Consider the following 22494-nt stretch of genomic DNA (forward strand, 5'->3'; position numbering starts at 1 on the left):
ACGGGATGCGCGCCCCACCTGCATCTTGCGGGCCGGGGCGTTTTCCGTTGGAGGGCCTGTCCGAGACAGGCGTAAGGTGGTTAATTGGAAGGAAATCCTATGAATTGGGATTGGCAAATGTTCTGCGAAGACACGCTGGATCGCACGGTGCGCGAAGGCTGTTTTGGCAAGGACGGCGACATCACCTATCTGGACTGGATGCTGTCGGCCTGGGGCTGGACGGTCTCTGTGTCCATCTTGGCGCTGCTGCTGGCGCTGGCTGTTGGTGTAGTGATCGGTACCTTGCGTACCTTGGAAAACCGTCCCTGGACGGTGCGTTTGGGCAATGCGTGGGTGGAGTTTTTCCGCAATATCCCGTTGCTGGTGCAAATTTTTATCTGGTACCACGTGGTGCCATCCATCTTCCCGGCGATGAAGTCCGTCTCGGGCTTTGTGCTGGTGGTGTTGGCCTTGGGTTTCTTCACTTCGGCGCGGATTGCCGAGCAAGTGCGCTCGGGCATTCAGGCCTTGCCCCGTGGTCAGCGCTATGCGGGCATGGCCATGGGCTTTACTACCTGGCAGACCTACCGCTATGTGCTGCTGCCCAATGCGTTTCGCATCATCATTCCGCCGCTGACTAGCGAGACGATGAACATCTTCAAGAACTCGTCGGTGGCGTTTGCCGTGTCGGTGACCGAGCTGACCATGTTCGCCATGCAGGCGCAGGAAGAAACAGGTCGCGGCATTGAGGTCTATCTGGCCGTGACCGGCCTGTACATCGTGTCGGCCTTCACCATCAATCGCATCATGGCCTTCATTGAAAAGCGCACCCGTGTGCCGGGCTTGGTGGCAACCACTGCAGCGGGAGGTCACTAAGCCATGAACTTCTCTTTGGATTGGTCTTTCTACAACTGGGACCTGATCAGCAACTTCGTGATCAAGGGCCTGGGTTTCAGCCTGATGCTGACCGTCATCGCGACGCTGGGCGGTATTTTCTTTGGCACTTTGCTGGCGCTGATGCGCTTGTCGGGCAAGCAGTGGCTGGTCGTGCCCGCCACCATCTATGTCAATGGCATGCGCTCCATTCCGTTGGTGATGGTGATCTTGTGGTTCTTCTTGCTGGTGCCGCTGGTCATTGGCAAACCGATTGGCGCCGAAATGTCGGCCATCATCACCTTCATCGCGTTTGAGGCCGCCTATTTCTCGGAAATCATGCGCGCGGGCATCCAGTCGATTCCACGGGGGCAGGTGTTTGCAGGGCAGGCCATGGGCATGACCTACGGCCAGAACATGCGCCTGATCATCTTGCCCCAGGCATTCCGCAACATGCTGCCGGTGCTGCTGACGCAAACCATCATCTTGTTCCAAGACACCTCGCTGGTGTATGCGATTGGCGCTTACGACATGCTCAAGGGCTTTGAAGTGGCGGGCAAGAACTTTGGTCGCCCCATGGAAGCGTATTTGGCGGCGGCTGTTATTTACTTTGTGATCTGCTTTGCCCTGTCGTATATGGTCAAGCGGCTGCACAAAAAGATCGCCATCATTCGTTGATGCGCACGGTCTGAAAGATTGAGGATTTATTCATGATCGAACTCAAGAACGTCTCCAAGTGGTATGGCAGCTTCCAGGTGCTCAACGACTGCTCCACCCGCATCAAAAAGGGTGAAGTGGTGGTGGTGTGCGGCCCTTCGGGCTCTGGCAAGTCCACGCTGATCAAGACCATTAACGCGCTGGAGCCCATCCAAAAGGGTGAGATTTGGGTGAATGGCACGGCCGTGCACGACACCAAGCACACCAACTTGCCCAAGCTGCGTTCCACCGTGGGCATGGTGTTCCAGCACTTTGAGCTGTTTCCCCACCTGACGGTGACGGAGAACCTGACGATTGCCCAGATCAAGGTGTTGGGCCGCAGCCCCGACGAAGCCAAGGTGCGTGGCCTGAAGATGCTGGACCGCGTGGGCCTGATGGCGCACAAGGACAAAGTGCCCGGCCAGCTCTCGGGCGGTCAGCAGCAGCGCGTGGCGATTGCCCGTGCGCTGTCCATGGACCCGAACGTGATGCTGTTTGACGAACCCACGTCGGCGCTGGACCCTGAAATGGTGGGCGAAGTGCTGGACGTGATGGTGAGCCTGGCCAACGAAGGCATGACCATGATGTGCGTGACGCACGAAATGGGCTTTGCCAAGAAGGTGGCCAGCCGCGTGATCTTCATGGACGTGGGCGGCAAGATTTTGGAGGACTGCACCAAGGAAGATTTCTTTGGCAACCCCGATGCGCGCCAGCCGCGTACCAAGGATTTCCTGAGCAAAATTTTGCAGCACTGATGCCAGGCCTGCGGCCCGCAAGGCCGCCACGCGCATGAGTCGATAAAAAAAGCCGCTGACCACAGCGGCTTTTTTTGTTGGGAGTGCGTGCCCCAAGCATGCACGGGGTAAGCATGCCAAGCATCAAAAGCGGCGCTAGCGCTTATGCAGCAAGCGCTGGTAGCTATGAATTTCTGTAGGTGGGCGCTATGGGGCTGGGTGTTATTCCTTGTCAGCCAGCTCTTCGTGGTGTGCCACTTCGCCGTGCTTCCAGTACGCGGCGATGCGCATGCGCTTGGGGCTGGCGCCCTTGGATACAGCCATTTTGCGCAGCGCGGCCATTTCGCTGTGCTCGCCCGCTGCCCAGACAAAGCCATGGCCTTCGGCTGGGGGCAATGCTTCCATCGCGCGGGTCAACGTGTCCACCCACTGCACATCCAGTTGCGCCGGGGATTGCAGGGGCCGGCGGTCGGCTTCGGGCACGGCCAGGCGCACCGTGACTTTGGCTGTGGCAGGCAGCTGCGCCAAACCGCGCTCGATGGCAGGCAAGCCGCTGGCGTCGGCCAGCAGCCAGTACCAGTCAAAGTCTTTGGCAATCACCATGGAGCCGCGCGGCCCGGCCACGCCCACCCAGGAGCCCATGGGTGCCGTGCGTGCCCATTCGGTGGCGGGGCCGTGCTCGTGCAGGGCAAAGTCCACGGTCAGGGTGTTGGTGGTCCAGCGAAGCGGGGTGTAGTCGCGCATGGTGGGGCGGGGGCCGTCGATGAAAGGCTTGCCATCCACCATCTGGGGCAGCAGGGGCTTTTCCAGACCTTCTTGCGGCAGGATGAGCTTGAAGTGGTCGTCAAACCCCGCGCTGGCAAAGTCACGCAGCTCGCCCACCAGGGTCAGGCGCAGAAAGCCGGGGCTGATTTGCTCGCGCGAGAGCAGTTGCAGGTGGCGGGCCTTGAAAGGGTGGCGCACGCGTTCAAAAGCAGGGGCAGCGGTCACTTCGTTGGTCATGGTGTTGTGTTTTTTTAAATGAGAGTGTTTCTCATTATGCCCACAAGATTTGCAGCCCTGCTGGCAGGCAGTCAATGGGACAATAGCGGCATGACTGCCCCCACCACCCTCACCATTACCCGCCCCGATGACTGGCACCTGCACGTGCGCGATGGCGATGCCATGCGCTGCGTGGTGCCGCACAGCGCCCGCCAGATGGGCCGTGCCATCATCATGCCCAACCTCAAGCCGCCAGTGACGACGGCCGAACTGGCCGTGGCTTACCGCGAGCGCATTCTGTCGGCTGTGCCCGCTGGCAGCCAGTTCCAGCCGCTGATGACGCTGTACCTGACGGACAACCTCACGCCCGACGAAATCGTGCGCGCCAAGGCGGCTGGTGTGGTGGCCTGCAAGCTGTACCCCGCCGGGGCCACCACCAACTCCGACCACGGCGTGACTGATCTGCGCAAGATCTACCCCACACTCGAAGCCATGCAGCGCGAAGGCCTGGTGCTGCTGGTGCACGGTGAAGTCACCGACCCCAGCATTGACCTGTTTGACCGCGAGGCGGTGTTCATCGAGCAGCAGCTCCAGCCGTTGCGCAAGGATTTCCCGGAACTCAAGATCGTCATGGAGCACGTGACGACCAAGGAAGCGGCCGAGTACGTGGCTGCGGCCGACGACTTTCTGGCCGCCACCATCACGCCCCAGCATTTGCTGTTCAACCGCAACGCCATCTTCCTGGGCGGCGTGCGCCCGCACTTTTACTGCCTGCCCGTGCTTAAACGCGAAACCCACCGTTTGGCCTTGGTGCAAGCGGCGACCAGCGGCAGCAAGAAGTTCTTCTTGGGCACCGACAGCGCACCGCATGCGGCCCACCTGAAAGAAGCCGCCACCGGCTGCGCGGGCTGCTACAGCGCGCATGCGGCCATCGAGATGTATGCCGAAGTGTTCGACGGCGTCGGTGCGCTGGACAAGCTGGAAGCCTTTGCCTCCTTCAACGGCGCCGATTTTTACGGCCTGCCGCGTAACACCGACACCATCACCCTGGTCAAGGAAAGCTGGACTCCCCCCGTGAGCTTTGAGTACGGCGAAGGCGCCCAGCTCAAGCCGCTGCGCTTTGGCGAAGCCCTGCCTTGGAAGATGATGGATTAAAAACAGGAGCTTGTAGCGCAAGTATTTACTGGATTTGCAAGTAATTTGTGTCTGAAAACAAGCAAGGGGCTGCGTAAGTAGCTCCTTTTTTTATGGTTCTACAGAAGCTGACTTTTCCTGGAAGAAGACTGCTTTCAGACTTCCCTTCTCATGTGGGCTATTTGTGAGCAGAGGTAAGCTGCGTGTGGTAATGCAGCGCTTTATTCCTAAAATGCCTTCATCATTGACCTTTTACAGGCTAATGCTCGTGCAGGCGCCTGTCTACGCAGACCGTCTTGCTGCGGCATTATGGAAAAAAACAATATGCAATACCGCCCTCACGTTCTGGCAGCGAGTCTGATGTTGGCCGTTACCTCGGCCATGGCGCAGACGACAGTTGCGAACCCTGCCGCAGTTTCCTCTGCGAAGACGTTTCCGCTTCAGGGTGAGTACGCGCAGATCGAGACGAGCAACACCCGTGCCATGGTGGGGCTGCTGAATGGCGGTACTGCCGCAGACAAAGCCATGGTGGTGGACACCTTGGTGCAGCGACCCGGAAAGTTTCAGCCGCCCGTGCTGTTTGCAGTGTCTCAGACCCTGTTTCAAGCCGACAAGAAGGATGATGCGGCCTTCTTGTTTTATGCGGCCCAGCTGCGGGCACGCATGGATGCCAATCTGAGCACTGACCCGAGTGCCGGGCAGGCGGTGGGTGTCTTGAGTCAACACTATGGAACACAGATCAACCACTACATGCTGCAGGATCTGGACAAGGCGCAGCAGTTGATGGCTCAGGTGCAGGCTTGGGATCTCCAAACACCCTACGACTATGACCGCCGCTGGATCAGCCTACATGGCATGGGCGCGTTCCTGGCATCTTCCAACCCAGGCCAGGCTGCCAAGCCGTTGATGGTGGCCGAGGATCAGTGGCAGGCCGTGATCGCAAAGACGCGCAAAGACTACTTTGACGGCTTTCGCGAATCTTTGGACGAGCTGCGAGCCAGCGCAGCGGCCAAGCGTTAAGAGTTGATCACACCGTTTTTGAAGCGCTGCTGCCTTGCCTGGCCGTACGAAGGTATTGCCTGTGAGTTTGCATCGCACTTCAAACGCAAGCCTGTGGCTTGCTCGGTGGTGATCTGAGCTTTGGGTGAAGCCGGGATTTCAATATGTGCAACGAGAAACAACTAGGAGACAAGCGTGAGAGCACTTAAAAAAACAGGAGCAGCTATTGCTCTGGGCGGCATGTTGATGACTGCGGTACATGCCGCCGCTTTGGATGAAACCTCGTCCAAATTGATCCACATGACAGCTCAGTTTACTGAGATGGGTCTGGCCTGTGGCGAAACGTCTGCCAGCGATGCCAGTGCAGGCAAGGCCAAGCAGCGTCAGGTCATGCAGGCCCAAGGCATTGATGCACAAAGCTATGACAAGGCTTATGACGCGGCAAGCGCAGACTTCCGTAAAAAGTGGGCGGCTCTACCTGCCGAGAAGCAAAAAAGCACTTGTGCCGGGATGAAGCGTAAAAGCCAGGAAAGCGCGGCCCGCCTCAAGGAAAGCGCAGTCAACCTCAAATAAGCTGCCATGGCAGAACCAGTCCAGCTGGCGGTAGTGGATGATTTGCATGCAAAGGGGAGAGAGTCGGTTTACTCTCGCTGGAGTCGATGCATGAAAAATATGCCCTATTGCACACAGGAGACTGCATGCCCGTTGATACCCAGCCCCGTATTGCTCTGTTGATTGATGCGGACAACGCGCCCGCCGAAATGATTGATGAGATCTTGACGGAGCTTTCCACCTTCGGTGTCATCAACACCCGCCGCGCCTATGGCAACTGGACCAAATCGGGCCTGCATGGCTGGCAAAACAAATTGCTGGAATACGCCGTGCGGCCCATGCAGCAGTTTGATTACTCCAAAGGCAAAAACGCCACTGACATGGCCATGACGGTGGACGCGATGGAGTTGCTCTACACCGAAAAGCCCGATGCGTTTGGCATTGTTTCGTCCGATGCGGATTTCACTCCACTGGTCATGCACTTGCGCGCCAAAGGCGCGGCCGTGTATGGCTTTGGTGCCGAGCAAACGCCCAAGGCGTTTGTGAATGCATGCTCGCGCTTTTTGTATTTTGATGCCTTGCTGGAGCTGGGCGATGGCATAACCAGCCGCAGTGACCGGCGCGGGCTGTACGAGGCCGACGCTGAGCCACGCTTGCCCGCAACGTCCCCCCCGCCGTCGGAGCTGAATCCGCATGTCAGCAACGGCAACGTACCCGGTGGCACGGGTGTGGCTGCGCCTTCCTCCTGCAGCTTGCGGGTGCCAACGCACCTGCTGCGGCAGAACACACAGTTGATTGACATGCTGCGTGATGCTGTGAAAGCCACGCAGGATGAAACAGGCTGGGCGCGGGTGGCTGCAGTGGGCACGCACATTGGCAATAAATTGTCCTTTGATGCGCGCAACTACGGCTATGCCACGTTGACCAAGCTGCTGGCGGCCACACAGGCTTTTGAATTGCGCGATGAAGGCACGCCCCGGGTGGCGGTGCGCGATTTGTCGTGCGTGGAGATGTAGCAGGGCCGCCCAGAGCCTCAGAATGCGTGGAACTTCGGCGGCACAACACTGCTCCAAACAGCGATTGCTTCTATGATGGCTGTCGTAAAAAAGCGTGCACTCCAACAAGACCTAAATTCAATAACAGACGGGGTGTGGCAGGTGACAACGCTTGAATCCGCAGATTGGGCCCTCATTTTGCAAGCTGAGGCCATGAACCTGTTTTTTCCCCACCGTGGAGAAATCTAAGAATGAAACGTATCGCTCTCTTTTTGTTGACCAACATTGCCGTCGTGGCGGTGCTGGGTATCACGGCCAGCTTGCTGGGCGTGAATCGCTTTTTGACCGCCAACGGACTGAATCTGGGCGCCTTGCTGGGCTTTGCCTTCATCATGGGCTTTGGCGGCGCCATCATCTCGCTGCTGATCTCCAAGCCTGTGGCCAAGTGGAGCTCGGGCGTGCACGTGATCGAGCAACCCCGCAACGCCGATGAGGCCTGGATTGTGGACACCGTGCGCAAGTTTGCCGACAAGGCCGGCATTGGCATGCCTGAAGTGGGTATCTACGAAGGTGAACCCAATGCATTCGCTACCGGCGCCTTCAAGAACAGCGCGCTGGTGGCGGTGTCCACCGGCCTGCTGCAAGGCATGACGCGTGAAGAGGTGGAGGCCGTGATTGGCCATGAGGTAGCCCACGTTGCCAATGGCGACATGGTGACCATGACGCTGATCCAGGGTGTGATGAACACCTTTGTGGTGTTTCTCTCGCGCGTCATCGGCTATGCGGTGGACAGCTTTTTGCGCAAGGGTGATTCGGAAAACTCCGGCCCCGGCATTGGCTACTACGTGACCACCATCGTGATGGACATTTTGCTGGGCTTTGTGGCTGCCATGATTGTGGCCTGGTTCTCGCGCCAGCGTGAATTCCGTGCCGACGCCGGTGCCGCACAGTTGATGGGGCGCAAGCAGCCGATGGTCAATGCCTTGGCCCGCTTGGGTGGCATGGTGCCCGGTGAGCTGCCCAAGAGCATGCAAGCCATGGGCATTACCGGCAACATCGGCAAGCTGTTCTCCAGCCACCCGCCCATTGAAGAGCGTATTGCCGCACTGCAAAGCGCGCAGCCATAAACGAAGCGGTGGCGATGGCGGCGTGCGCTGGCCTTGTCACAACTTGTGCGCAGTCTTTACCCGCGCTTTACCAGTTTAAGAAGAACCCCGGTCAACATTTGGCCGGGGTTTTCGTTTGAGAGGTATACCCCTGAAAGGAGTTGCCATGTCATCCACTGTTTCTTCTCGTTCACGCCATCTCAGCGTCCGGTTATGGGCTGCTGCCGCGGCTGTGGCAGGTGCCGCGTTGCTAAGCGGCTGTGTGGTGGCTCCTTTGGAGGATGGCTATAACGACTACGGCTACACCAGCACTACGGTCTACACCACCTATGGCCACCCACCACCACCGCGTGTGGAGTACCGTTATGCGGCGCCATCCCCCTCGCACATCTGGATAGGGGGTGATTGGTTCTGGGCCGGCAGCCGTTATGACTGGCGACCTGGTTATTGGGCGCCTCCGGGCTACCGGCCTGTACCGCGTCCACCCCACCTGGGATACGCGCCACCCCCGCCCGTGCGGCCGATGCCGCCCATGCCCAGCCGCCCATCGATACGCCCGGATGAGCAGCCGCGCCCACCGTATTGGCGTCCCGAAGGGGGGCAGCCACCCCAGGTGCGCCCTGAACGGCCCCGTCCTGGCGCAGATCGCCGGCAGATCTTGCCCTCGTATCCCTCGCAGCCAGGCATGGAGCGCCCAGAGCGCCCCCGTCCGCCGCACATTCGGCCCGATGAGGGAGAGCGCCCACGGCCAGATATGCGGCCTGACCGCCCCCGCCCCGAGGCCAGGCCTGCATGGCGCTCGGATGCCGAAGAGTCGCGCCGACCCTTCCCACGCCGTGAGCGCGACCGTCGTGACGAATGAGATTTTCGGCTGACAAATCCGCTGCCCAAGCTGCAACCCGCTGGTGCCTTCCAGCGGGTTTTTTTTATGCTTGACTCCCTTATTCCCGATTGCATGCTGGCTGCGTTGCACAGGCCGCCATAGAGACAGCCACCGAGATCGTGGCTGAGGCTGCGTGGTGGGAGTGGGTTGGTTTGGTTTGTGGTGGCGTGGGTATGTCGCGCGGGTTTACAGCGCCGTAGTGTCTGCACCGCGTGCCTTGGCCAGCAAAAAATCAATGCAGGTGCGCACCGCCCGCGTCTGGTGGCGGTTGGGCAAATACAGCAAATACATGTGCGTGCCAAAAATACTCAGGCGGTAGTCGCTCAGGGTGGTCAACACCTCGCCGCTGGCAATCTTGTCTTGCAGCACATAGTCGGGCACCAGGCCCACGCCCAAGCCAGCCAGAATGCCTTCGCGCAAAAACGGAAAGTGCTCGGAGCTGAGAGTGGGCTCCAGGGTGACTTCCTGGCGCTCCATCCCTTGGTAGGCGGCCACACGCAACTGGCGGCCCATGACACCTGCCGTAATCAAAGGGCTGGCGCGCAGCTCCATCAGCGTTTGTGGCAGGCCGTGTCGTGCCGCGTAGTCTTGGGAGGCACAGGCGATGTAGCGCACATCCCCCAAGCTGCGCGCAATCACGGACAGCGGGGGCTCTTGCATCACGCGGATGGCAATGTCCACCTCATCGCGCAGGTTGTCGGCGCGGTTCTCGAACAGCACATCCAGCACGATGCCAGGGAACTGGCGCTTGAACTCAATCAGCCACGGGCTCATGACGATCTGCCCGTAGCCGCTGGGCACGCTGATACCCACGCGCCCGCGCAGCTCCTGGCCCAGGCTGGTGATGGTTTCGCGCGCGGCCAGCATTTCGTTGTGGATGTTGCGCCCGTGCTCGTACAGGCGCAGCCCGACCTCGGTGGGCTCTACCCGGCGCGTGGTGCGTTTGACCAGTTGCACGCCCGCTTGCTTTTCCAGTTGTGCCAAGTGGTAGCTGACGTTGGCACGCGTCATCTTGAGCTTGCGCGCGGCCTGGCTGAGGTTGCCGCTATCAATGATTTCCACCAGCAGGGTGAGCGATTGCAAATCCACAGGGGGTACTCCTAGGGTTAACCCTTTGCGTTGTCAAAACTTATTTGACAGTCTGTCAATTAATCAAGTGATTGTAAAGAAGCATTGTCGTAGTAAAAACGGCTTTTCCCCTGAATACCGATAGCCGGAGACACGCGCATGAGTTTCGAAAACACTGCTTCTGTGGTTCAAACCCGCCTGGATGGCGAGGTACTGGTCGTTAGCATCAACAACCCGCCGGTCAATGCCCTGGGCCAGGCGGTGCGTGCTGGTTTGCTGGCTGCCGTAGAGCAAGCTGCGGCCAATGCGGCCGTGCAAGCCGTGCTGATCGTGGGTGAGGGCAAGGCCTTCATCGCCGGTGCGGACATCCGTGAATTTGGCAAGCCCGCCATGCCCCCTTCCTTGCCCGAAGTGTGCAACGCCATCGAAGCCAGCAACAAGCTGGTAGTGGCTGCGCTGCACGGTGCCGCACTGGGTGGCGGTCTGGAAATCGCGCTGTCGGCCCACTACCGCCTGGCGTTGCCCAAGGCGCTGCTGGGTCTGCCCGAAGTGAATCTGGGCCTGCTGCCCGGCGCCGGCGGCACCCAGCGTGCACCGCGTGTGATGGGTGTGAAGGCCGCGACCGAGTTGATGCTCAGCGGCAAGCACCTGAATGCCAAGGCCGCCGCAGCGGCAGGCTTGGTCGACAAGCTGGTGGATGGCGACGACGTGGTCGCTGCAGGTTTGGCCTACACCCGCGAACTGCTGGCGGCTGGCACTGCCGTGCGCCGCACCCGTGACATTGAGATTACCGACAAGGTGGGCGCACTGGCCGATCTGGAAGCGCTGGCCATTGACACCGCCAAGAAGGCGCGTGGCCTGTTCTCGCCGCTAAAAATCATCGAGTGCGCCAAGGCGGCCGTGAACCTGCCCTTCGAGCAGGGTCTGGCCCATGAGCGCGCCCTGTTCGTGCAGTGCCTGGAAAGCCCCCAGCGCCAAGGCCTGATCCACGCTTTCTTTGCCGAGCGTGAAGTGACCAAGATTCCCGAAGCCAAGGCCGCTGCACCGCGCGCCTTTGCCAAGCTGGCCATCATTGGCGGCGGCACCATGGGCGCTGGCATCACCGTCTCGGCCTTGGATGCAGGCTTTACCGTGACCATGATTGAGCGCGATGCCGAGTCCATCGCCCGTGGCCAAGCGAATGTGGAGAAGGTCTACAACGGCTTGATCGCCAAGGGCCGTATGACCGAAGAAGCCAAGGCCGCTGTGATGGCCCGCTACACCCCTTCGACCAGCTACGACGACATTGCCGATGTGGATCTGGTGATCGAAGCCGTGTTTGAAGACCTGGAAGTCAAAAAGGCGGTGTTCAAGGAACTGGACCGCGTGTGCAAACCCGGTGCCGTGTTGGCCACCAACACCTCCTACCTGGACATCGACGCGATTGCTGCGTCCACTAGCCGTCCGCAAGACGTGATTGGCCTGCACTTCTTCAGCCCCGCCAACATCATGAAGCTGTTGGAAATTGTGGTGCCTGCCAAGGTGTCCGCAGACGTGGTGGCTACCGCGTTTGAGCTGGCCAAGAAGATGAAGAAAGTGCCGGTGCGCGCGGGTGTGTGCGATGGCTTCATCGGCAACCGCATCTTGGCCGTGTACAAGCAAGCGGCCGACTACATCATGGAAGACGGTGCTTCGCCCTACGAAATTGACGAAGCCGTGCGTGGTTTTGGCTACCCCATGGGCCCCTTCCAGGTGACGGATTTGGCCGGTGGCGACATTGGCTGGGCGACCCGCAAGCGCCGCGCAGCCACGCGCAACCCTGCAGCACGCTACGTGGAAGTGGCCGACCGCATCTGCGAGAACGGCTGGTTCGGCCAGAAGACCGGCCGCGGTTTCTACCTGTACCCCCAAGGTGCCCGCGTGGGCCAGCCTGACCCCGAAGTGCTGGCGATTGTGGATGCCGAGCGCGCCAAGAAGGGCGTGACTCCGCGCAAGTTCACACCGGAAGAAATCCTGCGCCGCTACATGGCCGCCATGGTCAACGAAGGCGCCAAGGTGGTGGAAGAGGGCATTGCCCTGCGCCCCCTGGATGTGGACGTGACCTTTATCTCCGGCTACGGCTTCCCGCGCTACCGCGGCGGCCCCATGAAGTGGGCCGACATGCAAGGCCTGGACAAGGTGCTGGCAGACATCAAGGAATTCGAGCAAGAAGACCCGCTGTTCTGGAAGCCCGCAGCGCTGCTGGAAAAGCTGGTGGCCGAAGGCAAGAACTTCGACAGCCTGAATCAGGGCTAAGCCACTTCGCTGGCGCGAAACCCGCAGCGCACCCCGTGTGCGCTGCATCAAATAAAGAAGCTGTTAGCGCAGGAAATACAAGGACTTCAAGCTGAAAAGACTTTGAAGTACAGGAAACACCAGCGCTAACAGCTATCAAAAAACCAAACTGAGACAAACACCATGAACATGCGCGAAGCCGTCATTGTTTCTACCGCCCGTACCCCGTTGGCCAAGTCGCACCGCGGCGAATTCAACGTGACACCTGCTGCACAACTGGCCGCTTTCTCGGTCAAGGCGGCGGTGGAGCGCTCGGGCGTGGACCCAGAAATGATCGAGGACTTGATCCTCGGCTGCGGCAACCCCGATGGTTTTCAGGGGCGCAACCTGGGCCGCCAGACCGTGATCCGTGCGCAGCTACCCTTGAGCATTGCGGGCACCACCATCACCCGCTACTGCGCCTCCGGCCTGCAATCGATTGCGATTGCGGCGGGCCGCGTGGTGGCGGAAGGTGTGGATGCGATGCTGGCCGGTGGCGTGGAAACCATCTCGGGCATTCGTGCCGGCAACAATTTGCCCACCGACATGGACCCCTGGCTGATGCAGCACAAGCCCGAGCTGTTCATGGCCATGATCGACACCGCCGATGTGGTGGCCAAGCGCTACCACATCTCGCGTGAAGACCAGGACGCTTTCTCGCTGCGCAGCCAGCAACTGACCGCCGCCGCGCAAGCCAATGGCGTGTTCGACAACGAGATCATTCCTTGCGCCACCACGATGGCGGAAAAGAACAAGGAAACCGGCGAAGTCACCTACCGCGACGTGGTGGCCACCAAGGACAACTGCAACCGCGCCAGCACCACGCTGGAAGGTCTGGCCAAGCTAGAGCCGGTGAAGGGCCCTGGCAACTTCATCACCGCAGGCAATGCCTCGCAGCTGTCCGACGGCTCCAGCGCCTGCGTGGTGGTGGAGGCCAAGGTGGCCGAGCGTCTGGGCCTCAAGCCCCTGGGCGCTTTCCGTGGTTTTGCGGTGGCCGGTTGCGAGCCCGATGAGATGGGCATTGGCCCCGTGTTTGCCGTGCCCAAGCTGCTCAAGCGCCATGGCCTGACCGTGGATGACATCGACTTGTGGGAGCTGAACGAAGCCTTTGCTTCGCAAGCCCTGTACTGCCAGCGCCAGTTGGGCATTCCGCTGGAGCGCCTGAACGTCAACGGCGGTGCGATCTCGATTGGTCACCCCTTCGGCATGACCGGCGCACGTCTGGCCGGTCACATCCTGCTGGAAGGCCAGCGCCGCAAAGCACAGGGCCAGCGCGTGAAATACGGCGTGGTCTCTATGTGCATTGCCGGTGGCATGGGCGCAGCAGGCCTGTTTGAAATTTATTGATACCCCCTGAGTCGCTGCGCGCCTTCCCCCTGAAAGGGGGACGACAGCCTCGCGTCGGGGCGGCCCTAGCTCGCTGTCTCTGACCTCAGAGTCAGCGGTGCGAATGACCGAAGCGCGCAGTACAAGGAACAGGAATTACTGAGGAAAAAGCAATGGATTTGCAATTTACCCCCCAAGAACAAGCCTTCCGCGCGGAAGTGCAAGCCTTTCTGAAAGAAAAGCTCAGCCCCGCGTTGGCCAACAAGGTCCGTGGTGGCCAAATCCTGAGCAAGCAAGACTTGCAAGGCTGGCACGACGTGCTCAACGAGCGTGGCTGGCTGGCCAACCATTGGCCTGCCGAGCACGGCGGCCCAGGCTGGGGCGCGGTCGAGAAGTTTATTTTTGAGAACGAGTGCGCGCTGGCTGGTGCCCCCCGTCTGGTGCCGTTTGGGGTGAACATGCTCGGCCCCGTGCTGATCAAGTACGGCAATGAGCAGCAAAAGAACTACTGGCTGCCCCGCATCCTGAACGGTGCGGACTGGTGGTGCCAGGGCTATTCCGAACCCGGCTCGGGCTCGGACTTGGCCTCCGTCAAGACCACTGCGGTGCGCGATGGCGACCACTACATCGTCAACGGTCAAAAGACCTGGACGACGCTGGGCCAGCACGCCAACATGATCTTCTGCTTGGTGCGTACCAACAAGGACGTGAAGGCACAAGCGGGTATCAGCTTCTTGCTGGTGGACATGAACACCCCCGGCGTGGAAGTGCGCCCCATCATCACGCTGGATGGTGAGCACGAAGTCAACGAAGTGTTCTTCACCGACGTGAAGGTGCCCGTGGAAAACCTGGTGGGCGAAGAAAACAAGGGCTGGACGTATGCCAAGTACCTGCTGACGTACGAGCGCACCAACATCGCCGGCGTGGGTTTCTCCGTGGCTTCGCTGGAAAAGCTCAAAGTGGCGGCCAGCCGCACCCTGTACAAGGGCAAGCCCCTGTCGCAAGACCCGCTGTTTGCTGCACGTTTGGCCAAGGTCGAGATCGATCTGGAAAACATGAAGACCACCAATATGCGCGTGATCGCTGCAGTGGCGGGCGGCGGTGTGCCCGGCGCGGAAAGCTCCATGCTCAAGATCAAGGGCACCGAGATCCGCCAGGAAATCCTGTCGCTGATTCGCCGCGCCATGGGCCCCTACGCAGCACCGTTTGAAGAGGCTGCCATGCACGGCACCAACACCGAGCCTACCGTGGGCCCTGAAGAGGCGTACTCGGCCGCTGCCGCTTACTTCAACTACCGCAAGCTGTCGATCTTCGGCGGCTCCAACGAAATTCAGAAAAACATCATTTCCAAAATGATTTTGGGTTTGTAAGCAGAGCACAGAAGGAACAAGACCATGAACTTCGAACACACCGAAGACCGCCGCATGCTGGCGGACACCTTGAACCGCTTTGTCTCTGAGCAATACGGTATCGAGCACCGCAACAAGATCGCTTACGGCGAAGAAGGCCACAGCGCGCAGCTGTACGCTCAATTTGCCGAGCTGGGCGCCATTGGTGCGCTGTTCAAGGAAGAAGACGGCGGTTTTGGCGGCGCAGGCTTTGACATCAGCGTGGTGTTTGAGTCGTTGGGCCGTGGCCTGGTGGCCGAGCCCCTGCTGGGTGCGCTGGTGGTGGGCCAGGCCTTGATCGCTGCGGGCACTGAGTCGCAAAAAGCCAAGCTGGAAGACATCGTGGCCGGTGGCGTAATCGCTGCGCTGGCGCACGACGAACCTGGCAGCCACTACGAGCTGAACAACGTCAAGACCACCGCAGCCAAGTCGGCCAGCGGCTGGGTGCTCAACGGCGCCAAGGGCGTGGTGGCATTCGGTGCCAAGGCTGATTTGCTGCTGGTATCGGCACGCACCTCGGGCAACCAGTATGACCAGGACGGCATCAGCCTGTTCCTGGTGGATGGCAACACCGCAGGCATCACCAAGCGCAGCCTGCAGCGCTTTGAAGGCGGCCGCGTGGCAGAGCTGACATTCAACAACGTACAGCTGAGCACCGACGCATTGCTGGGCGCCGAAGGCAAGGGCTACGGCGTGCTGGAGCACATCAGCGGCTACGCACTGCTGGCGCTGGCAGCCGAATCCGTGGGTGCCATGGACGTGGCCAAACAGCACACGCTGGAATACCTGCAAACGCGCAAGCAGTTTGGCGTGGCTATCGGCACCTTCCAAGCCCTGCAACACCGCATGGCCGATGTGCTGCTGGAAATCGAGCAGGCCCGCTCGGCCGTGATCAACGCGGCAGACGCTATCGACAATGCTGAAGGTATAGCCCAGCAAAAGGCGCTGTCGGCTGCCAAGTACACCGTGGGCTATGTGGGCACCAAGGTGGCGCAAGAGAGCATTCAGCTGCACGGCGGCATCGGCATGACCTGGGAGCTGCCGCTGGCGCACTACGCCAAGCGTCTGGTCATGATCGATCACCAGTTTGGTGACGAAGACTTCCACTTGGCACGCTTTAGCGAGCTGGGTCAGGCAGCCTAAGCACCTGTGGTGGCGCGCGCAATTTTTTGCGCGCGGTCAAGCGATAAGAACAAAGGAGACACACTGTGAGCCAAGCACTGCTGGTACGACGCGAGGGGCATGTCCTCATTCTCTCCAACAACAATGTGGCGGCGCGCAACGCGCTGTCCCCCGAGTTCTATGCGGCCGTCACGACCGCGCTGGCGGACGCCGCTGCCGATGCCAGCATCGGGGCGGTCATCCTCACTGGCGAAGGCGGGCATTTCTGTGCAGGCGGCGATCTGCGCCAGCTAGCCAAGCGCCGTGAGCTGCTCGTGGCGCAGCGCCGTGAAAAGTTGGAAGGTTTGCACGATTTGATCCGCGCCGTGCGCGATTGCCCCAAGCCTGTGATTGCCGCGGTAGAAGGTGCTGCGGCGGGCGCAGGGCTGTCGCTGGCCTTGGCCTGCGACATGCTGGTGGCGGCCAAGAACAGTGTGTTCTCGGTGGCGTATGTGAAGGTGGGCTTGACGCCCGATGGCGGCGCCACGGCGTTCTTGTCGGAGTTTGTGTCGCGCCAGGTGCTGACCGAGCTGTGCCTGACGGGCGAGCGCATCAGCGGCGAGCGCATGCACGCATTGGGCCCTGTCAATCGTTTGGCAGAGCCCGGGCAAGCCGTGGAGCAGGCCATGGTGCTGGCTCAGCAAATTGCCCAAGGCCCTGAACTGGCGAACGCCCGCATCAAAGACCTGTGCCGCCAGGCACCGCGCAGCACGCTGGAGCAGCAACTGGAGCTGGAAGCGCAATACATGGTGCAGTCGCAAGAGACTGAGGAATCGCGCGAAGGCATTGCGGCGTTTTTGGAAAAACGCGCGGCCAATTTCCGTCAGAGCGCCGCTGTGGCACTGACGAAATAAACACGTATCAGGGAGCAAAAAAGTAATGACCGCCAATCAAGCCGTGCCTGAAGGCATGGATTTTCCGCTGGAAGGCGTGCGCGTTCTGGACTTGTCGCGCGTGTTTGCCGGCCCCTTGTGTGGGCAGGTATTGGCTGACTTCGGTGCCGACGTGGTCAAGGTCGAGCACCCCGGACGCGGTGACGACACCCGCGACTGGGGCATGCGCATCGGCAAGACCGAGACCACCTACTACAACAGCATGAACCGCAACAAGCGTTCGGTCACGCTGGATTTGCAAAGCGCTGAAGGCGTGCAAATCATTTATGACTTGCTGCCGCAGTTTGATGTGGTGATTCACAATTTCAAGCACGGCGGTGCGGACAAGCTGGGCCTGGGCTACGAGAAGCTCAAGTCCATCAAGCCCGATCTGATTTACTGCAGCGTGGCGGGCTACAACAGCGACACGCCCGAGGCCAAGCGCCCCGGCTATGACTTGGTGATTCAGGCTGAAGCGGGCCTGATGGCCATCAACGGCGAAGAAGGTACGCCGCCCCTGAAGTTTGGCGTGGCCGTGGTCGATTTGATGACCGGCATGTACGCTGCGCAGGCTGTGCTGGCGGCGCTGTACCGCAAGAGCCGCAATGGCCGAGGCCGCCAGATTGAGCTGGCGCTGTACGACTGCGGCCTGACCATCAACGGCTACTACGCGCTGGATTCCATGCTGCTGGGCCACGACACCCAACGCTACGGCAATGCCCACCCCTCCATCGTGCCCTACGGCCTGTTTGATGCGGCCGATGGCCCGCTGATCATCGGCGTGGGCAACAACCGCCAGTACGAAGCGTTTTGCCGCAACGTGATTGAGCGCCCGGATTTGTTTGAAGACCCGCGCTACGCCACCAACGTGGAACGCGCCAAGAACCGTCTGGAAATTTTGCCGCTGCTCAAGTCCATCATCGCCACGCATCCGCGCAAGCAGTTGCTAGCACGCATGCAAGCGTGCGGCATTCCTTGCGGCGAGGTGGCAGGCTTGCACGAAGCGCTGACCAGCGAGCGCACCCAGCAAACCGGCATCTTCCAGCAAATGCCCCATCCCGTAGCGGGGCAGACCTGGGTGTTTGCACCGCCGTATCGCCTGGACGGCCAGCGCCTGCCAATTCGCCACACCCCACCTACGCTGGGGGAGGCCACCCGCGAGGTGCTGCAAGAGCTGCTGTCCATGAGTGATGCACAGCTGCAGGCACTGAAAGACAAGGGTGTGCTCACCTTGCCAGAGGCACCAAGCAGCACTTGATTTTGACGGTCAGGCCCGTGACAGGACCGCTCCAGCAGAGGGCGGCTTGCAGGGTAGGAGGCCTGACCACTTTGCGTGAACCCACGCGTACCCAGGGAGACAATTACATGGACAAGCTTCACCCCAACCGCCGCCAGTGGATGGCCACCGCCGCTGCTGCAGCAGGCACCAGCCTGGTCGGTTTGCCCGCGTGGGCCAAGTCGGCCTATCCGAACAAGCCGATCCGTTTCATCGTGCCCTTTAACCCCGGCGGTGCAACCGACATCGTCGCTCGCGTGCTGGCCGAAGCCATGAGCAAGCGCCTGGGCCAGCCCATCGTGGTGGAAAACAAGGCGGGTGCGGCCGGCATGCTGGGCACAGACCAAGTCGCCAAGTCAGCACCGGATGGCTACAACGTCTTGTTATCGCTCAGCACGTCCATGCTGATCAACCAGTACCTCTACACCAAGATGGCCTACAACCCGCAAAAGGACTTGTTGCTGCTGTCGGAGCTGGCCTCGGCCCCCGTGACCTTGGTGGTACACCCTTCGGTGCCCGCCAACACCATGCCAGAGCTGCTGGCGTGGGTGAAGGCCAACAAGGGCAAGGTCTCGTATGGCAGCTGGGGTGTGGGCTCGTACGCACACCTGGGCGGCGCGTACATGAGCAAGACCATGAACGCCGACATGTCCCATGTGGCCTACCGGGGCGAGGCGCCCATGATCCAGGAGCTGATTGGTGGCCAGCTGCAGCTGTGCTTCTCCAGTGCCCAAAACACCAAGCCCTTCATTGACAACGGCCGCCTCAAAGCGATTGGCGTCACGGGCAAAGCGCGCATGTCGGTGCTGCCCAATGTGCCCACGATTTATGAGCAAGGCGTGACCGATGACGCCTATGCGATTGCAGGCTTTGTCGGCATGGCGCTGCCTGCAGGCACTCCCCAAGCCGTGGTAGATGCGCTGTCCGCAGCCATCCAGCACGCCGCCCAAGACCCCAAGGTCAAAGAGCGCATCGACGGCGCAGGCTTCCTGCCCGTTTTCAGCAGCCCCGACGCATTTAGCAAAACCTATGCGCAGGCGGCACCCGTATGGAAAGCATTGGTCGAATTGGCAGAGGCCAAGGTCGACTGAACCCCTTAACCGTAAAAAGTAATAGCAACAAGAGACAACCGTTATGCAAACAACACGCACCATCACCCGCCGCCTGCTGCTGGCTACCGCCGCGACCGTGGTTGCAGGCAGCGCTTTTGCGCAGCAAGCCTGGCCCGCCAAGCCCATCACCCTGATCGTGCCCTTCCCAGCAGGTGGCCCGACGGATGTGGTCTCGCGCATTGTGGGTAAAGAACTGGCAGACCGTTTGAAGCAGCCCGTGATCGTGGAAAACCGCGCTGGCGCTTCGGGCTCGATTGCCGCCATGCAGGTCAAGCGCGCAGCACCCGATGGCTACACGCTGATGACCTTGGCCACCCCCACACTGTTTGCACCGCTGTTCTACAAGGGTGCTGGCTACGACGTGACCAAGGACTTCACGCCGATTTCCATGATTTATGACCTGCCCATCGTCATGGTGGTCAACCCCACCAAGCTGCCCGGTGTCAACACCCTGCCCAAGCTGATTGAAACCGCACGGGCGCAGAAAGACCCGCTCAACTACACCACCAGCGGCGCAGGCAGCTTTGGCCACATGAGCATGGAGTTGCTCAAAGAGCTGGGCAAGTTCGACATGCAGCACGTGGCCTACAAGGGGGGCGTGCCTGCCATTACCGACACCATTGGTGGTCAGGTGCCCATCATGTATGCCGACTTGGTCGCTGCGCTGCCGCACATCAAATCCGGCAAGCTGGTGGCTGTGGCTGTGGGCTCGCCCGAGCGTGTGAGCGTGGTGCCAGAGATCAAGACCATTGCCGAACAAGGCATTGATGGCTTTGCCGCGGTATCGCTGGGCGCTTTGCTTGGCCCCAAGGGCATGCCTGCCGATGTGGTGGCCCGCCTGAACAAGGAAGTCAAAGAAATCCTGGCAGACAAAGCCGTGCAAGAGCGCATCTTGGGAGCGGGCGCCATTGCCAACTTCATGCCTGCGCAGCAGTTGCAAGACAGCCTGGCCAAGGACTACGCCAAGTGGAGCAAAGTGGTCAAGGACAAGGGCATGGTGGCGGAATAATGCCCTGCTGTGCGTCCCCCGCAGGGGCGCACAGCATTGCGAATGAAGCCTGCATTAGCCATTGGTGAAGCCTCATTTCTGAAATACTGAATTCATAGCTGCCAGCGCTTGCTGTATAAGCGTTAGCAACCGTTTTAACCAACAACTTCCGAAAGAGAAAACCATGAAGGTATTGGTACCCGTCAAGCGCGTGGTGGACTACAACGTCAAGGTTCGCGTCAAATCCGATGGCACAGGCGTAGACATCGCCAACGTCAAGATGAGCATGAACCCGTTTGACGAAATCGCGGTGGAAGAAGCCGTGCGCCTCAAAGAAAAAGGTGTGGTCACCGAAGTGATCGCCGTCTCCTGCGGCGTGACCCAGTGCCAGGAAACCCTGCGCACCGCCATGGCCATTGGCGCTGATCGTGCCATCCTGGTGGAGACCGATGCCGAGCTGCAGCCCCTGGCCGTAGCCAAGCTGCTCAAAGCCTTGGTGGACAAAGAGCAACCCGGCCTGGTGATTCTGGGCAAGCAGGCCATTGACGGCGACAACAACCAGACCGGCCAGATGCTGGCTGCGCTGGCCGACCTGCCTCAAGCGACTTTCGCCTCCAAGGTGGAAGTGGCTGGCGACAAGGTCAACGTGACCCGTGAAGTGGACGGTGGCCTGGAAACCCTGGCGCTGAGCACCCCCGCCATCATCACCACCGACTTGCGCCTGAATGAGCCCCGCTACGTCACCTTGCCCAACATCATGAAGGCCAAGAAAAAGCAGCTGGATGTGGTCAAGCCTGAAGACCTGGGCGTGGACGTCGCACCCCGCATCAAGACCTTGAAGGTGGCCGAGCCCGCCAAGCGCGGCGCTGGCGTGAAGGTGCCCGATGTGGCGACGCTGGTCGACAAACTGAAGAACGAAGCCAAGGTGATCTGACCTCCTGAGCGGCTTCGCGTCTTCCCCCAGGGGGGGGACGACAGCCTCGCGTCGGGGCGGCCCTCGCTCGCTGTCCCTAACTTTGGGGCGTGCGGGTTTTGAAGGCCGCGCCCCATGCGCAGACTTCGCAAGAACGTAAAGAATTTTGGAGTTGATATGACTTCTCTCGTAATCGCTGAACACGACAACGCCTCCATCAAGGGCGCCACCCTCAACACCGTGACCGCGGCCAAGGCCTGCGGCGGTGACGTGCACGTGCTCGTCGCTGGTGAGAACGCCGCAGCGGCCGCCCAGGCTGCCGCCCAGATCGCCGGCGTGTCCAAGGTCATCCACGCCGATGGCGCTAGCCTCAAGGACGGCCTGGCTGAGAACATCGCAGCCCAGGTGCTGGCCATCGCCGGCAATTACAGCCACATCCTGTTCCCCGCCACCGCCAGCGGCAAGAATGCCGCCCCCCGCGTGGCTGCCAAGCTGGACGTCGCCCAGATCAGCGACATCACCGCCGTGATTGCCGCCGACACCTTCGAGCGCCCCATCTACGCGGGCAACGCGATTGCCACTGTGCAAAGCGCTGACGCCACCAAGGTCATCACCGTGCGTGGCACCGGCTTTGATGCCGCAGCGGCCACCGGTGGTTCTGCGACAGTGGAAACCGCAGCCGCTGTCGCCGACTCTGGCAAGAGCGCCTTCGTGGGCCGTGAAGTGACCAAGAGCGACCGCCCCGAGCTGACGGCCGCCAAGATCATCGTCTCCGGTGGCCGTGCCCTGGGCAGCGCCGAGAAGTTCAACGAAGTCATCACCCCCCTGGCCGACAAGCTGGGCGCCGCCATCGGTGCCAGCCGTGCGGCGGTGGATGCGGGCTACGCCCCCAACGACTTGCAAGTGGGCCAGACCGGCAAGATCGTGGCGCCCCAGCTGTACATTGCTGCCGGTATCTCGGGTGCGATCCAGCACTTGGCGGGTATGAAGGACTCCAAGGTGATCGTGGCGATCAACAAGGACCCCGAAGCGCCCATCTTCTCGGTGGCCGACTACGGTCTGGAAGCGGATTTGTTTGCGGCAGTGCCAGAAATGGTGGGCAAGCTGTAAAAAGCTTTTCAGCCATAGCACAGAATGACAAAAGGAGCCGCATGGCTCCTTTTGTT

21 protein-coding genes are annotated in these 22494 nt (G+C 60.6%); 19 read left to right on the top strand and 2 right to left on the bottom strand.

Annotation, left to right across the window (positions count from 1 at the left end; translation table 11 throughout):
* Positions 1–99 precede the first annotated feature (99 nt).
* Genes QEP12_RS01060 through QEP12_RS01070 form a run of 3 tightly spaced genes read left to right on the top strand, consistent with a single transcriptional unit; the run spans position 100 to position 2303 of the window.
* Positions 100–855, top strand: a complete 756-nt coding sequence (locus QEP12_RS01060; protein WP_174862451.1) for an amino acid ABC transporter permease — start codon at positions 100–102, stop codon at positions 853–855.
* Positions 856–858: 3 nt separating this feature from the next.
* Complete coding sequence (locus tag QEP12_RS01065) at positions 859–1530, top strand: amino acid ABC transporter permease (protein ID WP_174862452.1); 672 nt, start codon at positions 859–861, stop codon at positions 1528–1530.
* A gap of 32 nt (positions 1531–1562) precedes the next feature.
* Complete coding sequence (locus QEP12_RS01070; protein ID WP_284213095.1) at positions 1563–2303, top strand: amino acid ABC transporter ATP-binding protein; 741 nt, start codon at positions 1563–1565, stop codon at positions 2301–2303.
* Positions 2304–2504: 201 nt separating this feature from the next.
* On the opposite strand, the gene QEP12_RS01075 is transcribed toward QEP12_RS01070, so the two are convergent.
* Positions 2505–3284 carry a siderophore-interacting protein gene (locus tag QEP12_RS01075; protein WP_284213096.1) on the bottom strand — a complete coding sequence of 260 codons (780 nt, stop codon included), beginning with the start codon at positions 3282–3284 and terminating at the stop codon, positions 2505–2507.
* A gap of 90 nt (positions 3285–3374) precedes the next feature.
* On the opposite strand from QEP12_RS01075, the gene pyrC reads away from it, so the two are divergent.
* The 6 genes from pyrC (at position 3375) to QEP12_RS01105 (ending at position 8911) form a co-directional block, all read left to right on the top strand.
* Entirely contained in the window at positions 3375–4418 is a 1044-nt protein-coding gene (gene pyrC, locus QEP12_RS01080; RefSeq protein ID WP_284213097.1) for a dihydroorotase, read from the top strand.
* Between the two features lie 303 nt (positions 4419–4721).
* Positions 4722–5417 carry a hypothetical protein gene (locus QEP12_RS01085; protein WP_174862454.1) on the top strand — a complete coding sequence of 232 codons (696 nt, stop codon included), beginning with the start codon at positions 4722–4724 and terminating at the stop codon, positions 5415–5417.
* 174 nt (positions 5418–5591) lie between these two features.
* Positions 5592–5969 carry a hypothetical protein gene (locus QEP12_RS01090; protein WP_284213098.1) on the top strand — a complete coding sequence of 126 codons (378 nt, stop codon included), beginning with the start codon at positions 5592–5594 and terminating at the stop codon, positions 5967–5969.
* A 125-nt stretch (positions 5970–6094) separates the two neighbouring features.
* Positions 6095–6964 (top strand): NYN domain-containing protein, encoded by an 870-nt coding sequence (locus tag QEP12_RS01095; protein ID WP_174862456.1) that lies wholly within the window; start codon positions 6095–6097, stop codon positions 6962–6964.
* A gap of 230 nt (positions 6965–7194) precedes the next feature.
* A complete protein-coding gene (htpX, locus tag QEP12_RS01100; RefSeq protein ID WP_219162783.1) occupies positions 7195–8070 on the top strand; it encodes a protease HtpX in 876 nt (291 codons plus the stop codon).
* Between the two features lie 145 nt (positions 8071–8215).
* Positions 8216–8911: a chromosomal replication initiator protein DnaA gene (locus QEP12_RS01105; protein ID WP_284213099.1), complete on the top strand. Its 696-nt coding sequence runs from the start codon at positions 8216–8218 to the stop codon at positions 8909–8911.
* Between the two features lie 207 nt (positions 8912–9118).
* Here QEP12_RS01105 and QEP12_RS01110 read toward each other — a convergent pair whose 3' ends face one another.
* The gene (locus QEP12_RS01110) at positions 9119–10021 is read right to left on the bottom strand and encodes a LysR family transcriptional regulator (protein ID WP_284213100.1); all 903 of its coding nucleotides are present in this window, start codon (positions 10019–10021) and stop codon (positions 9119–9121) included.
* A gap of 138 nt (positions 10022–10159) precedes the next feature.
* Here QEP12_RS01110 and QEP12_RS01115 point away from each other — a divergent pair, with 138 nt between their 5' ends.
* From QEP12_RS01115 to QEP12_RS01160, 10 genes are all read left to right on the top strand, one after another.
* Entirely contained in the window at positions 10160–12274 is a 2115-nt protein-coding gene (locus QEP12_RS01115) for a 3-hydroxyacyl-CoA dehydrogenase NAD-binding domain-containing protein (protein WP_284213101.1), read from the top strand.
* Between the two features lie 168 nt (positions 12275–12442).
* Positions 12443–13639, top strand: coding sequence for an acetyl-CoA C-acyltransferase (locus tag QEP12_RS01120; RefSeq protein ID WP_284213149.1), 1197 nt, complete (start codon positions 12443–12445; stop codon positions 13637–13639).
* Positions 13640–13791: 152 nt separating this feature from the next.
* On the top strand, positions 13792–14988 hold the full coding sequence (locus QEP12_RS01125) for an acyl-CoA dehydrogenase family protein (RefSeq protein WP_219162779.1): 1197 nt from the start codon (positions 13792–13794) through the stop codon (positions 14986–14988).
* A 24-nt stretch (positions 14989–15012) separates the two neighbouring features.
* Entirely contained in the window at positions 15013–16149 is a 1137-nt protein-coding gene (locus QEP12_RS01130) for an acyl-CoA dehydrogenase family protein (protein ID WP_174862458.1), read from the top strand.
* A gap of 65 nt (positions 16150–16214) precedes the next feature.
* Positions 16215–17021: an oxepin-CoA hydrolase, alternative type gene (locus tag QEP12_RS01135; protein ID WP_174862459.1), complete on the top strand. Its 807-nt coding sequence runs from the start codon at positions 16215–16217 to the stop codon at positions 17019–17021.
* A 25-nt stretch (positions 17022–17046) separates the two neighbouring features.
* Positions 17047–18297: a CaiB/BaiF CoA transferase family protein gene (locus QEP12_RS01140; protein WP_284213102.1), complete on the top strand. Its 1251-nt coding sequence runs from the start codon at positions 17047–17049 to the stop codon at positions 18295–18297.
* Positions 18298–18404: 107 nt separating this feature from the next.
* Positions 18405–19406: a Bug family tripartite tricarboxylate transporter substrate binding protein gene (locus QEP12_RS01145; RefSeq protein WP_376747610.1), complete on the top strand. Its 1002-nt coding sequence runs from the start codon at positions 18405–18407 to the stop codon at positions 19404–19406.
* Positions 19407–19449: 43 nt separating this feature from the next.
* On the top strand, positions 19450–20436 hold the full coding sequence (locus QEP12_RS01150; RefSeq protein WP_284213103.1) for a Bug family tripartite tricarboxylate transporter substrate binding protein: 987 nt from the start codon (positions 19450–19452) through the stop codon (positions 20434–20436).
* Between the two features lie 163 nt (positions 20437–20599).
* Entirely contained in the window at positions 20600–21349 is a 750-nt protein-coding gene (locus QEP12_RS01155; protein WP_174862460.1) for an electron transfer flavoprotein subunit beta/FixA family protein, read from the top strand.
* A gap of 156 nt (positions 21350–21505) precedes the next feature.
* Positions 21506–22438 (top strand): electron transfer flavoprotein subunit alpha/FixB family protein, encoded by a 933-nt coding sequence (locus tag QEP12_RS01160; protein WP_284213104.1) that lies wholly within the window; start codon positions 21506–21508, stop codon positions 22436–22438.
* The last annotated feature ends 56 nt before the right edge of the window (positions 22439–22494 follow it).

The sequence above is a fragment of the Comamonas jiangduensis genome (genome assembly GCF_030162955.1).
Taxonomy (GTDB): domain Bacteria; phylum Pseudomonadota; class Gammaproteobacteria; order Burkholderiales; family Burkholderiaceae_C; genus Comamonas; species Comamonas jiangduensis.

What these genes read in the sequence shown, in the direction of transcription:
- QEP12_RS01130 (WP_174862458.1), top strand. Translation starts at nt 15,013, where the DNA reads ATGAACTTCGAACACACCGAAGACCGCCGCATGCTGGCGGACACCTTG.
- QEP12_RS01140 (WP_284213102.1), top strand. Translation starts at nt 17,047, where the DNA reads ATGACCGCCAATCAAGCCGTGCCTGAAGGCATGGATTTTCCGCTGGAA.
- QEP12_RS01125 (WP_219162779.1), top strand. Translation starts at nt 13,792, where the DNA reads ATGGATTTGCAATTTACCCCCCAAGAACAAGCCTTCCGCGCGGAAGTG.
- QEP12_RS01155 (WP_174862460.1), top strand. Translation starts at nt 20,600, where the DNA reads ATGAAGGTATTGGTACCCGTCAAGCGCGTGGTGGACTACAACGTCAAG.
- QEP12_RS01065 (WP_174862452.1), top strand. Translation starts at nt 859, where the DNA reads ATGAACTTCTCTTTGGATTGGTCTTTCTACAACTGGGACCTGATCAGC.
- pyrC (WP_284213097.1), top strand. Translation starts at nt 3,375, where the DNA reads ATGACTGCCCCCACCACCCTCACCATTACCCGCCCCGATGACTGGCAC.
- QEP12_RS01120 (WP_284213149.1), top strand. Translation starts at nt 12,443, where the DNA reads ATGCGCGAAGCCGTCATTGTTTCTACCGCCCGTACCCCGTTGGCCAAG.
- QEP12_RS01150 (WP_284213103.1), top strand. Translation starts at nt 19,450, where the DNA reads ATGCAAACAACACGCACCATCACCCGCCGCCTGCTGCTGGCTACCGCC.
- QEP12_RS01085 (WP_174862454.1), top strand. Translation starts at nt 4,722, where the DNA reads ATGCAATACCGCCCTCACGTTCTGGCAGCGAGTCTGATGTTGGCCGTT.
- htpX (WP_219162783.1), top strand. Translation starts at nt 7,195, where the DNA reads ATGAAACGTATCGCTCTCTTTTTGTTGACCAACATTGCCGTCGTGGCG.
- QEP12_RS01060 (WP_174862451.1), top strand. Translation starts at nt 100, where the DNA reads ATGAATTGGGATTGGCAAATGTTCTGCGAAGACACGCTGGATCGCACG.
- QEP12_RS01115 (WP_284213101.1), top strand. Translation starts at nt 10,160, where the DNA reads ATGAGTTTCGAAAACACTGCTTCTGTGGTTCAAACCCGCCTGGATGGC.
- QEP12_RS01105 (WP_284213099.1), top strand. Translation starts at nt 8,216, where the DNA reads ATGTCATCCACTGTTTCTTCTCGTTCACGCCATCTCAGCGTCCGGTTA.
- QEP12_RS01075 (WP_284213096.1), bottom strand. Translation starts at nt 3,284, where the DNA reads ATGACCAACGAAGTGACCGCTGCCCCTGCTTTTGAACGCGTGCGCCAC.
- QEP12_RS01145 (WP_376747610.1), top strand. Translation starts at nt 18,405, where the DNA reads ATGGACAAGCTTCACCCCAACCGCCGCCAGTGGATGGCCACCGCCGCT.
- QEP12_RS01095 (WP_174862456.1), top strand. Translation starts at nt 6,095, where the DNA reads ATGCCCGTTGATACCCAGCCCCGTATTGCTCTGTTGATTGATGCGGAC.
- QEP12_RS01160 (WP_284213104.1), top strand. Translation starts at nt 21,506, where the DNA reads ATGACTTCTCTCGTAATCGCTGAACACGACAACGCCTCCATCAAGGGC.
- QEP12_RS01070 (WP_284213095.1), top strand. Translation starts at nt 1,563, where the DNA reads ATGATCGAACTCAAGAACGTCTCCAAGTGGTATGGCAGCTTCCAGGTG.